The 11,616-nt window shown below is 63.7% G+C and carries 14 protein-coding genes; 13 read left to right on the top strand and 1 reads right to left on the bottom strand.

Annotation, left to right across the window (positions count from 1 at the left end):
- Positions 1-25 precede the first annotated feature (25 nt).
- The 13 genes from QY917_RS07510 (at position 26) to QY917_RS07450 (ending at position 10,670) form a co-directional block, all read left to right on the top strand.
- Positions 26-844, top strand: a complete 819-nt coding sequence (locus QY917_RS07510) for a TadE family protein (protein WP_088886472.1) — start codon at positions 26-28, stop codon at positions 842-844.
- A gap of 8 nt (positions 845-852) precedes the next feature.
- Positions 853-1,587: a hypothetical protein gene (locus QY917_RS07505; RefSeq protein WP_123675623.1), complete on the top strand. Its 735-nt coding sequence runs from the start codon at positions 853-855 to the stop codon at positions 1,585-1,587.
- A 17-nt stretch (positions 1,588-1,604) separates the two neighbouring features.
- Positions 1,605-1,784: a hypothetical protein gene (locus QY917_RS07500; RefSeq protein ID WP_148061001.1), complete on the top strand. Its 180-nt coding sequence runs from the start codon at positions 1,605-1,607 to the stop codon at positions 1,782-1,784.
- A 10-nt stretch (positions 1,785-1,794) separates the two neighbouring features.
- Positions 1,795-2,856: a Flp pilus assembly protein CpaB gene (gene cpaB / locus QY917_RS07495; protein WP_162844538.1), complete on the top strand. Its 1,062-nt coding sequence runs from the start codon at positions 1,795-1,797 to the stop codon at positions 2,854-2,856.
- A 35-nt stretch (positions 2,857-2,891) separates the two neighbouring features.
- On the top strand, positions 2,892-4,259 hold the full coding sequence (locus tag QY917_RS07490; RefSeq protein WP_123675625.1) for a type II and III secretion system protein family protein: 1,368 nt from the start codon (positions 2,892-2,894) through the stop codon (positions 4,257-4,259).
- An 18-nt stretch (positions 4,260-4,277) separates the two neighbouring features.
- Entirely contained in the window at positions 4,278-6,062 is a 1,785-nt protein-coding gene (locus tag QY917_RS07485; protein WP_123675626.1) for an ATPase, T2SS/T4P/T4SS family, read from the top strand.
- Complete coding sequence (locus tag QY917_RS07480; RefSeq protein WP_015913592.1) at positions 6,063-6,902, top strand: type II secretion system F family protein; 840 nt, start codon at positions 6,063-6,065, stop codon at positions 6,900-6,902.
- 21 nt (positions 6,903-6,923) lie between these two features.
- Positions 6,924-7,790 carry a type II secretion system F family protein gene (locus tag QY917_RS07475; protein ID WP_015913591.1) on the top strand — a complete coding sequence of 289 codons (867 nt, stop codon included), beginning with the start codon at positions 6,924-6,926 and terminating at the stop codon, positions 7,788-7,790.
- Positions 7,791-7,802: 12 nt separating this feature from the next.
- Positions 7,803-8,237, top strand: a complete 435-nt coding sequence (locus tag QY917_RS07470; protein WP_015913590.1) for a DUF192 domain-containing protein — start codon at positions 7,803-7,805, stop codon at positions 8,235-8,237.
- Positions 8,238-8,252: 15 nt separating this feature from the next.
- A complete protein-coding gene (locus QY917_RS07465; protein ID WP_123675627.1) occupies positions 8,253-9,026 on the top strand; it encodes a tetratricopeptide repeat protein in 774 nt (257 codons plus the stop codon).
- A 51-nt stretch (positions 9,027-9,077) separates the two neighbouring features.
- On the top strand, positions 9,078-9,797 hold the full coding sequence (locus QY917_RS07460) for a TadE family protein (RefSeq protein ID WP_123675628.1): 720 nt from the start codon (positions 9,078-9,080) through the stop codon (positions 9,795-9,797).
- Positions 9,798-9,837: 40 nt separating this feature from the next.
- Positions 9,838-10,218 (top strand): hypothetical protein, encoded by a 381-nt coding sequence (locus QY917_RS07455; protein WP_148061002.1) that lies wholly within the window; start codon positions 9,838-9,840, stop codon positions 10,216-10,218.
- Positions 10,219-10,421: 203 nt separating this feature from the next.
- On the top strand, positions 10,422-10,670 hold the full coding sequence (locus QY917_RS07450) for a hypothetical protein (RefSeq protein WP_302079193.1): 249 nt from the start codon (positions 10,422-10,424) through the stop codon (positions 10,668-10,670).
- A gap of 101 nt (positions 10,671-10,771) precedes the next feature.
- Here the strand turns inward: QY917_RS07450 and QY917_RS07445 are convergent, their stop codons facing one another.
- The gene (locus QY917_RS07445) at positions 10,772-11,530 is read right to left on the bottom strand and encodes a 3-hydroxyacyl-CoA dehydrogenase (RefSeq protein ID WP_088886481.1); all 759 of its coding nucleotides are present in this window, start codon (positions 11,528-11,530) and stop codon (positions 10,772-10,774) included.
- Positions 11,531-11,616: the final 86 nt, after the last annotated feature.

Here is an 11,616-nt window from a genome sequence, read left to right as displayed (position 1 = left end):
TACCCGTGATGCGACAAGCACTCTCATGATCGTCAACGCTCCACCCCGACAGCGCGGTCAGGCGACGACCGAGTTCATCGTCAGCCTGTTCGTGCTCATTCCTCTGTTCTTTGGTGTGTTCTATTTTGCGCGGTATGCGGATGTGAAGCACTCTGCCATTCAGGCCAGCCGCTATGTGGCTTTCGAGCGCAGTTGGGATCCCTACAGCCGCGCCAAGACCGCGGGTCAACTGGCAGAGGAGACGCGCGCGCGGTTCTTCATGTCCGTGGAGCGCAATGGCGGGCAGATCAAATACCGCGATAGCACGATGGGGCAGGACGCCTCGGCGAAGGGCAACCGTGTGCCCTTGTGGAGCGACGCCGCATACCAGCCGCTGCTGCAAAGCTATGCGGATGTGAGCATCCGCGAGGTCGATACGGGCCCGCTGGCCACGGGGCTGGTCGGTAAGTTGCAGCAAACCATGGCGACGCCCGTGTTCAAGCTGCCGACCAGCGGCATCGTCAAGGCCGAAGTGACGGTGCCTCTCAGCAATATTGCGCATTACGACGCGCTGCGCGATGTCAATGTGGGAATGCCGGGTGCGACGGCGCTGGGCGCTGGGGTCTGGAACGCTAGCGGTGCGAACAACGGCAGCGAAAGCGTTTGCGCTCGGGTAAAGCCGACCGTGTTGGGTTCTTATATCAAGCCGGTGGCGGATGTGTTGGGAATGCTCATGTCCCCGTCCTTCGAAAAGAAGGCGCCCGACGTGGGGCTCATCCTGCCTGAGTACGACATCCCGGGCAGTGTGCGCGACAAGGCGGACAACGCCGTACCTTACAGCCGCCAGGCGCGCACGCGCTGCTGAGTCCCGTCATGTTCGTCCGACTGATTGCCCTGCTGCTGACCATGACCTGTGCGACCGTATTGGCGCAGGAGTCGTTCACGCGCACCGCCACGCCTTGGCCCGATGTGCCGCCGCCGCCGAGGGCTCAGGTGCAGTGGGTGTCGGACGACATGCGCGTCAACGGCGTGCCTATGAAGGTGCAGGCGTTCCAGAGCCGAGCTTCCAAGGACGAGGTGGTGGCGTTCTACATGGCGCATTGGCGCATTGCGGTCAATGCGGTGCCGGATCCGGCCAAACCCCCCGCATCCGTCACTGCCCACGGACCGGACACCCTGGTGGCGCGTGCGCATGGGCCGTATTACAGCCTGGTGAAGGTGCGTAGTGCCTCCGATGGAGGCTCCGAAGGCACGATTTCTACCTCGCTGCTGCTGGGCGTGGAGCCGCGTATCGATGCCAGCGGCATTCCGGCGCCACGCAGCGCCACGCCTGTCAATGTGGTCGAGTCGATCGATAACGGCAAGCGCAACAAGCAGGTGATGTTGGTGAGCCGCGAGGCGCTGGACAGCATTGCCAGCTACTACCAGACGCAGCTGGCGGCCAGCGGCTGGTCGTTGCTGCAGGAGCAGAACGCCAGCGCGAAGGGGAGCCAGGGGCCCGCCATCGTACGGATGTACGGACGTGACAAGCAGCAACTCGATGTGGCAATGGGGGTGGACGCAGAGCGGCGCCTCACCATCGTCACGGTCAATCTGGTGCAGTTCTGACTGCAAGGCGCACAGACATGCAACGCTCCGCACGCATCGTTTTTTCAGTTTCCCGTGGCTTTGCAACGGTGGAGTACTGCATCGTCTGCGCGCTGGTGGTGATGGTGCTCTTCGCGGCACCGAATACGCCCCAGATGCTGGTGGATGCCGTCAAAGCCTTCTATCGCACGCTCACTTTCTTCGTTTCACTTCCTTGAGGCTTTTTCCGTGGCTGTATCACTCAACAAAAATTGGCTGCTGCTCGCAGGCGCCATTGCATTGGGGGGACTGGCGTTCTTTCTAAGTAACAAGGCTATCAACTCCCGGATCACGGAGCTGGAGGAAGAAGCCAACCGCGGCAAGACCTTGGTGCCGGTGGTGGTGGCCAGCCGGCCCCTGCAGGCCGGCGATGTGCTGGATGCGAGTGTGGTGGCCGTACGTAAGATTCCGTCTGAGTTCGTCAACCGGAACACGGTGGTTCCAGACACATACGATGCAGTGGACGGGCAGCCTCTCACTGTGGAAGTGCAGCGCGGCGAGCCTTTGATGACTACCTACACCGCCAGTCGGGGCGGAGAGATCTTTGCGGCCACACTCAAGGACGGGCGGCGTGCGCTGACCATCGAGGTAGACGAAATCAGCTCCATGTCGGGCATGCTGCGCCCAGGCGATCGCATCGACCTGATGCTGACGGCCAAGCCGCCAGGCGGCGACGGCAACGCCAAGGAGTTCACCTTCCCCATGCTGTCCAATGTGGAGGTGCTTGCGACCGGCCAGGCCCAGAAGGGCACGGCCAGCGCAGGTGAAGCTGCAGCGCGCGCGTACTCGCATGTCACCCTCAATGTCACGCCGCAGGATGCCACCCGCGTGATCGCCGCCAAGGCGGGGGGCAAGCTCACGGCCGTGCTGCGCGCGCCCACCGATCAGGTGGCCAACCCGAGCCCTGCATTGACCATTGACGATGTGGTGGCCTCCATTGCGCCGCGCGATGCAGATGGCAACAGCCAGCGGCTGGTGGAGTTCATCATCGGTGGCTCCGGCAGCGGGGGCAAGGTGAGCCGCACGCCCATGCTGGATGCAGCCCTGCAAGATCCGAACAACCGCGCCATCGCGGAGCGCGTAGCGCAGGCCATGGCGCAGGGGGACATGCCAGCGGCAGCGCCTACTGCAATGCCCACCCAGCCGCCAGTTTTGCGTGACACGCCGCCCCCGACACAGGTGCCTGCGGGTTCGCGTATGCCGGTGTCTTCATCGGCAGCCAGCCGCGGAGTGCCGGGTCTGGCGCATTGATCCCCGAGATTTAAAGAACGCCTCCGTTGTTTCCAATGAACACTTCTTTGCCTTTTCGTGCGCCCGCTGTGTGCGTCGTTTTCGTCTTCTTCACAGGTATCTTGGCTGTGCCCATGGCAGGCGCCGGGCCGGCGAGCGTGTCCGCGCAGCGCCCCCTCGCCGTGGTCAATGCAAGCCCCATCGCACTGTCGCTTTATGCGGGACAGGTGCGTGTGTTGCCGCAGGCGGGCGTGGAGCGCGTTGCCATTGGCAATGGGGCGCTGCTGACAGCATCCGTGGTGGCCGATAAGCAAATCGTTTTGCTGGGTGAGAGTGCGGGGGTCACGTCGCTGTATGTCTGGCTGCGCAATGGCACGCAGATCAACTACGAAGTGACGGTGAGCGCGGATCACTATGCCAAGACGGCCATGGAACTGCGCCAACTGCTGAGTCATGACAAGGGCATCAACGTTAGTGCCGTTGGCGACAAGGTCGTGCTGGACGGCATGTATGCGAACCAAGACTCGGCCGCCAAGATCCAGAAGATCGTCAAGGCTTATCCGCAGGTGCTCAATCTGGTGCGCGAGCGGCCCGAGGATCAGTTGGTGGTGCCCGAGCAGATGGTGCAGTTGGACGTGAAGGTGGTCGAGGTGCGCAAGCAGGCGCTCGACAACATCGGCGTGAAGTGGAGCAACCTGGGCGTGGCTGGCCCGACGTTTGCCACGTCGGGATACTTCTATGCCAACTCGGCCAGCTTCCGGGGACTGAACCAGGAGGGATACCCCATCACTACGCCGGCGCGACCCTTTATCTCCTATCTGGGGCTGGCCACGCAGATCACTTCAGTACTGAACTTTCTGGAGTCTAACGGAGACAGTTGGACGTTGGCCGAGCCGCGCATCAGCAGTGTCAGCGGTGGATCGTCAAAGGTGCAGGTGGGTGGCGAGATACCCATCCCGGTAAGTTCCGGTTTCGGCCAACTGTCGGTGGTCTACAAACCGTATGGCGTGATTTTGGAGTTCAAGCCGGTGATCGACAAGGCGGGCAACGTGCGCTCGTCCATCGTGGCGGAGGTGAGCCAGCCGGATCGCAGCGCAGGGCAGGGGCAGTTCGTAGCGTTTACTACCAACCGCACTGAGACCGAAGTCAGTCTGAAGCAAAACGAAACGCTGGTGATTTCCGGCCTGCTCAAAAGCGTGGGAGCGCGTAACAAGGAAGGCATTCCCGTCATCGGGCGTGCGCCGGTGCTGGGCCGGCTGTTTTCCACGCAGGAGATGACCAACGAACAGACAGAGATGCTCGTGGTCGTGACGCCGCGCATCCATACGCCGGCGACAGACCGTGCCCAGGTGCTGGCAAGCGAGAACGCTTACCAGCGCCTGAATGAAGTCAAGGACATGATCGAAAGCAAGCTGGCACGCTGATCCCACGGAATAACCACGATGCTGCATCTGCAAGTCATGACCGCCGAAGGACCCGCCGATACCCGGGTCATCAATGCCACGCGCTGCATGGTCGGGCGCGGCGAGAGAGCCGATGTCACGCTTTCCGGCTGGAAGGTGCACAAGGAACACGCGGAGATTTTTGTCTCCAATGAACAGGTGTTCGTGCGCGACCTGGGTTCGATGTTTGGTACTTATGTGGACGACACCAAGGTGACCACCTTCGGGCCGCTCAAACCCACCGATGCCATCCGCATCGGCTCGCACCAGTTGCATGCGCGCTGGGCGCGCATGCGAGAAGGCGTAGGCGAAGAGCCTGCCGACCCGTCACGCGCGACCCAGGCGATGCCTGCTGCGCCCGCGTCGGCTGCCAGTGCGCACACGGCGACTCGCATGCCTGCACCGGTAACCCAGCGCATGGCACCAACGCCCGAGCGGACCAGGGAAGAGCCGGTGCACAGCGGGGCACCCATTGCTCCCCCGGAGGTGCGGACCGCCAGTGTGCAGATCGACCAGGACTGGCTGGGCTACCGCCGACTGATCCAGGAAAAATTGATCGAATCCTTCGACATGCGCCGCACCGACGTGCACCGCATGGGCGACAAGGAGTTGCGCGAGCATACCGAGCAGGCCATCCGCGAGATTTTCCTCCACATGCCGGCGGGCATCCCCGCCGACGTGGACAAGCAGCGTCTGCTGGAGGAAGTGCGTGATGAGGCCATTGGGCTGGGCCTGCTAGAGCCGCTGCTGGCAGACCCTACGACCACTGAAATCATGGTCAATCGGGTGGACGAAATTTTCGTCGAGCGCGCCGGCCGACTGGTGCGAGTGCCGCTAGCGTTCTCCAGTGAGAAGGCCATGATGGGAGTGATCGAGCGCATTGTGGCCCCGGTGGGCCGGCGCATCGACGAAAGCTCTCCGCTGGTGGATGCGCGGCTGAAGGACGGGTCGCGTTTCAACGCCATCATTCCGCCGCTGGCCCTGAAAGGGCCGTCGATGACCATCCGCAAGTTCTCCAAGCGCAAGCTGGGCGCCGAGGATTTGATCAAGTTCGGCTCTGCCAACGCGCAGATGGTGGAGTTCCTGCAGATGGCCGTGAAGCAGCACAAGAACATCATCGTTTCGGGTGGCACCGGCTCCGGCAAGACGACGCTGCTCAATATCCTGAGCAACTTCATTCCCGAAGGCGAGCGTATCGTCACCATTGAGGATGCGGCCGAGCTGCAACTGCACCACGAGCATCTGGTGTCGCTTGAGTCGCGCCCGGCCAATGCCGAGGGCAAGGGGCAGATCGCCATCCGTGAACTGGTGAAGAACTCGCTGCGCATGCGGCCGGACCGTATCGTGGTGGGCGAATGCCGTGGCGGAGAGGCGCTGGACATGCTGCAGGCCATGAACACCGGCCATGATGGATCGCTGACTACCGCCCACGCCAACAGCCCGCGCGACATGCTGGCACGCCTGGAAGTGATGGTGCTGATGGCCGGTATGGATCTGCCCGTGACGGCTATCCGTGAGCAGGTGGCATCGGCCGTGGACATCATCGTGCAGCAAACGCGCTTTGCCTGCGGCAGCCGCAAGATCACTCGGATCACCGAGGTCACGGGGGTGGAGAGCGGCAAGATCCAGTTGCAGGATCTGTTCGAATTCGTCGAGACCGGTTTCACAGCGGAGCGCAAGACCGACGGCTACTTCACCGGCTGCGACGCCGTGCCCGAGTTCTACGAGAAGCTGCGCCAGATCGGAGTGGCGGTGGATCTCGAAATCTTCAAACGGGCGAAGTAAATGAACCCCTCCCTGCTTGTCTCCTTCGCGGTTGCGGTCAGCGTGGTGATGTTGGTGTTCTTCGTTGCACGCTCGTGGGGCCACTACCGCGCGCGCTTCACCTCGGACGCACGGGTATCGCTGGAGGATATGTTCCTGTTCATCGATCCGCAGCGCCTGTTCTTCATCAACGTGGGCGTGGTGCTGGTGCTGCCGGCGCTGGTGCTCCTGCTGACCGGAGCCGTGCCCCTGGCAGTATTGGCGGCGGTGGGCATCTTCGTGCTGCCACGCATGGCCTATGGCTATCTGAAGCGTCGGCGCGAAGCCAAGCTGATCGAGCAGATGCCTGATGCACTCAACATGCTGGCGGGGTCGCTGCGTTCGGGGGCCAGCCTGGCCATTGCGATGGATCTGGTCGCAACGGAGACGCCGCCGCCGTTCAGCCAGGAGCTGTCGCTGGTGCTGCGCGAGCAGAAGCTGGGCGTGTCGCTGGAAGACGCCTTCGAAAGCTTCGCCAAGCGGGTCAATCTGGAAGACGTGAACCTGCTGGTTTCCGCCATCACCATCTCCAAGGATGTGGGCGGCAACCTGTCCGAGGTGCTGGAGCGTCTGGCAAGCACGCTGCGCGCCAAGGCCGCCATGGAGGGCAAGATCCGGGCGCTGACATCGCAGGGCAAGCTGCAGGGCATCGTCGTCGGCCTGTTGCCGGTGTTCCTGGGGTTCGTATTGTTCCAGATGGAACCCGAGGCCATGGCGCCGCTGTTCAGCACGTATTACGGCTGGGCCGTCATGGCCGTGGTGGCTGTGCTGCTGATCATGGGGGGCGTCTTCATCAAGAAGATCGTGACCATCGATGTGTAACCCCCTGATCACGGAGCGGCCATGCTGGGCCTGATTTCTTCTCTGGTATTGGCGCTGGCCATTCTGGTCGGTCTGTGGTCGGTCTACAGCCTGTTTCGCCAGGCGCCTACCGAAGACCGTACCTACAAGGACAAGCCGCCGCTGCTGTTCCGGGTGCTGTGGCCGTTGATCAATCTGCTGGCCAACAGTCTGGGCTGGGCGCTATCGACCAAGGCCGAGGAGCGCTACACCACCGCACTGCGCCGTGCCGGTCAGGACTACGCCCTGACACCCCGACAGTTCTTTGCGGGCAAGGTGGTGTCGGCCGTGGCGGGCGCGCTGCTGGGGGTGATGCTGTCGGGCATGCTTGAGGGCGGTCTGTCCATCATCGTGGTGATTGCCATGCTGGCGTTCTTCTACCCGGATTTGTGGCTCAAGGAAACCACCAAGCAGCGCAATCTGGCCATCCTGAAGGCCCTGCCGTTCTTCATCGACCTGTTGACGCTGTCGATCGAGGCGGGCCTGAATCTGTCGGGCGCGATGCAACAGGCCGTGGCCAAGAGCGCCGGCGGGCCGCTGATGGTGGAGATCAACCGCGTACTGCGTGACGTGCGTGCCGGCAAGGCGCGCATCGATGCCTTGCGAGATTTTTCCGCACGCCTGGATTTCACGCCCATCACCAGCTTCGTGAGTGCGCTCGTGCAGGGCGAGAAAACCGGCTCCAGCCTGGGCCCCATCCTGCGTGCGCAGGCCGAGCAGCGCCGCACCGAGCGTTTCCTGCGTGCGGAGAAGCTGGCCATGGAGGCTCCCGTGAAGATGCTCGGTCCGCTGATTTTCTTCATCTTCCCTTGCACCTTCATCGTCATCGGCTTTCCGATCGCGATGAAATTCCTGGCGTCGGGCTTGTAAGGAGGGATGGTCGTGGGCAGTGCTTTCCATGCGGGTGCCTTGTATGCCGATGGCCGCGACATGGGTTGCGACGTGGCGGTGGCACGCAGCTTTCTGCAGCGCGCCTTGGGCTTACTGGCGCGCCCGCCGCTCACGCCGCGCCAGGCCTTGTGGATCACGCGTTGCAACAGCGTGCACACGGTAGGCATGCGCTACGCGATCGATGTGGTGTTCCTCAGCCGCAGCGGCCAGGTGCTGCGTGTGGTGCACGCGGTACCGCCGTTGCGGTTCCGGCTGTGCCGCGGAGCAGCTGCGGTCGTGGAACTGCGTGCGGGCGCGGCGCATGCGCTGGGCATTTTGGCCGGGCAGGTGCTGGCGGTCGTGCCACCAGACGGGGTGACGCGCACATCTGCCGCGTCCTCGCCGGGTGGTGGCGCCGCCAGCGCAGCCACCCGTTTCATTGTTTGATGGGTTGACTACACCATGTATCCATACCGCACGTTCCTCGCTCCGCTGGCCGCCGTGCTGGCGGCATCTGCTTTGGCGGGCTGTGCTGCGCCTGTCGCAGTCCCCACCGACCCGCTGAGCGGGATGCCCGGCGTGCTGGGCGCCCCTGCGCAGGCGCTGCCAGCGCCCCAACCCAGTGCCACGGCGGCGCCGGCACTTTCACAGGAAGCCGTGCAGCAGGCTGCTGCGGCCGCCAGGGCTTCGGCCGACGCGCAGGGGGCCTTGCGCTCGGCCGAGAACGCTTACGCCCGGGGCGACTGGGTGACGGCAGCGCGCGAGTTCAAGGCGCTCACCAACAGCTACCCGCGTAATAGCCAAGTGTGGTTTGGCTATGGCGCGGCGGCGGCCCTGTCGGGTAGCCTGGAGGATGCCGCGCAGGGCTTCGAGGCGGTGCTGCGCATCGATCCGCAGGATGCGCGTGCGGCATACAACCTTGGCCTGGTTCGCTTGTCACAGGCCGAGCTCGCCCTGAACGCGGCGCGCAGCCACAGCGCCGCGGCACCTGCGGATATTCAGCAGGAGATTGCCCGCCTGTCCCGCGACCTGGCGCCCGTGTTCAGCCGGCCCGCAGCATCGGCGCCACAGGCGCAACTGCCTGCGGTCCCTGCGGCGGTGCAGCAGGGCTTTCGCACCCAGGACCCAGCGCGTGCTGCGGCGGGCGGCGCGCGTTCAGGCGCCTTTCTGGGCATGCCACCGTCGGAAGCGCGCGTGCAACTGCCCACTGCTTCTGTGACCCCGCCGCAGCAATGACGGCCGCGCCGTGTGCTTCGCCAGTCCACAACCGCCTCGGAGAACCTAGCCATGGCTATCGCTGCACGCAATACCCGCCGGCCGCAACGCCAGCGGCAGCGCCAGAGGGGAGCGTCGCTGACGGAGTTCGTGATCGTCGGCCCGCTGGCGATCCTGATCACCTTCCTCATCATCCAGGCGGGCATGCTCTACATGGCCAAGCTCACCCTGAACAACGCAACGTTCATGGCGGCGCGCCACGGCTCCATGGCGAATGGCAATGCGCAGTCGATCCGGTTGTCGCTGATCAAGGGGCTGGTGCCGTTCTATCAGAACGCCTTCGACACGAACGATGTGAGCCGCCTCACGGCCGCGGCGGCCAAGGCTGCTGTGGACACCTCGCTGGGGAATCTGAAGTTAGAGGTGCTCAGCCCGTCCGAGGAGGCCTTCCGGGTGTATGGCATCCGCAAGGGGGGAACGACCTACATCCCGAATGACAACTTGGAGTTCCGCACCTCAACGCCGATGGGGGGCGCCAGCATCTCGATCCGCGACGCCAACATCCTGCGCATCAAGGTCACCTATGCGTACGAGCTCAAGGTGCCGTTGATGCAGGCCATCGTGAAGCGCGTGATGTGTCCCGGCGTGGCGGACTCCGACGTGCGTGCCTGGAGCCGCCCCAGCCTGCTGCCGCTGGGCAATGTGTCGGACTGCATCTACTACCTGCGGGGGCGCGTGCCCATCGTGTCATTCGCTACGGTCCAGATGCAATCGCGGGCCGAGCGCAGCTAGCCGCGATATGCCTTCTTTACTTACTCCTTTGATATTGCCCATGGAACGCTTTCTGCTCCTACCTCTGGTTCTGTCATGTGCCGCCGTCTTTACCCTGTCGGGCTGTGGAGGGGGCGGCTCCATGGATGATGGCCAGACCCCGCTGTCGGTTTCTCCCGAGACTGTCACGCTGACCAGCTCCACCGATGTGTGTTTGCCAGCGGCGGGGCCTACGGTGTTTGCGCTGGGCGGAACGGCCCCTTACAGCCTGCGCAATCCGCTGCCGGATGCCATCGGCCTGAGCAGCGACACGATTGCCCGCTCGGGCGAAGGGGTAACGATCACGTTCAAGGGCGGGTGCATGCAGGCCATCCCCATTGTCATCATTGACAGTATCGGGAACACAGCCACCTTCAAGGTGGATTACGTCGCTGGCCGGTGATGATCGTGAAGGGCTCCGTGCTGCTAGCGCTGGCAGGGGGTGTGCTGGCCGCCTTGCAGCCCAGTGCTGCCGGTGCACAGCTTCGCTGTACTGAGCAGCGGGTGGAATACCTGGTGGGGGGTACGGGGGCTGCGGGTGCGCGCAGCCGGATATGCGCGCATGCCTCGGCAGCAGGCGGTGGTGGACTGCGCAAGGGAAGCGCCGTGGAACAGGTAGGCAATGCCGCTTCGCCAGGGCACACGCCCGTGATCGTGCAGCCCGATGATGATGGGCGCCGCGCGATCCTGAACCATGAACTGGACAAGGAGCGCGACGCCTTGCGGCGCCTGCAGACGCAGGAGGGGGCGGGCGGTGCGGATGCGCAGCTGGCGGTGAACCGCCACCAGAGCAACATCCGCGCCTTGGAGGCTGAACTGCAGCGCTTGCCTGCGTCCGTGCGCCGCCAGCCCTAACCGCAGTTACTCATCGACTGCGTCCGCGTTGGTTTCGTTAGGAAAATATACGAAATCGGGCTGGAACCCAATGCAGACAAGCGCAAGGTGCTATCAAAAAATCACTTCGGTGCAAGACGGATAGCGCCATCCAGACGAATCACTTCGCCATTGAGCATGTCGTTCTCGAAGATGTGGCGCACCAGCTTGGCGTAATCCTGCGGGGTGCCGAGGCGGCTGGGGAAGGGTACGCCGGCGGCCAGCGCGTCCTGTACCTCCTGGGGCATGCCGAACAGCATGGGGGTGCCGAAGATGCCGGGGGCAATGGTCATATTGCGGATGCCGTTGCGTGCCAGGTCGCGGGCGATGGGCAGTGTCATGCCCACAATTCCGCCCTTGGAAGCAGAGTACGCCGCCTGCCCGATCTGGCCGTCATAGGCCGCCACGCTGGCGGTGGAGATCATCACCCCGCGCTCGCCGGTGGCTTCGGGTTCGTTCTTGCACATGGCCTCTGCGGCCAGGCGGATCATGTTGAAGCTGCCGATCAGGTTCACCGTGATGGTCTTGCTGAACGAAGCCAGCGCGTGCGCGCCGTTCTTGCCAACGGTCTTTTCCGCAGGGGCGATGCCGGCGCAGTTCACCAGGCCCATGAGCTTGCCCATCGATACCGCTGCGGCCACCACGGCTTGGCCATCGGCCTCGCTGCTCACGTCGCAGCGCACGAAGCGCCCGCCGATCTCGCGCGCGACGGCTTCACCCTTGTCGGCCTGCATGTCGGCAATCACCACCAAGCCGCCCGCTGAAGCCAGCATGCGTGCCGTGCCTTCACCCAGGCCTGACGCGCCGCCGGTGACGATGAACACCTTGCCCTTGATTTCCATGGTCTGTCTCCAAAGTTACGTTAACGTAAACGTTAATTATCACCGAGCGGTCCGGCACTCCCTAGAAAAGCAACAGCCCGGCAGGG

Origin of the sequence: Diaphorobacter sp. C33 (assembly GCF_030503915.1) — a bacterium.
Lineage (GTDB): Bacteria > Pseudomonadota > Gammaproteobacteria > Burkholderiales > Burkholderiaceae_C > Diaphorobacter > Diaphorobacter nitroreducens.
Note: the sequence above shows the minus strand (reverse complement) of the source record. Positions and strands in the feature narration are given on the sequence as shown.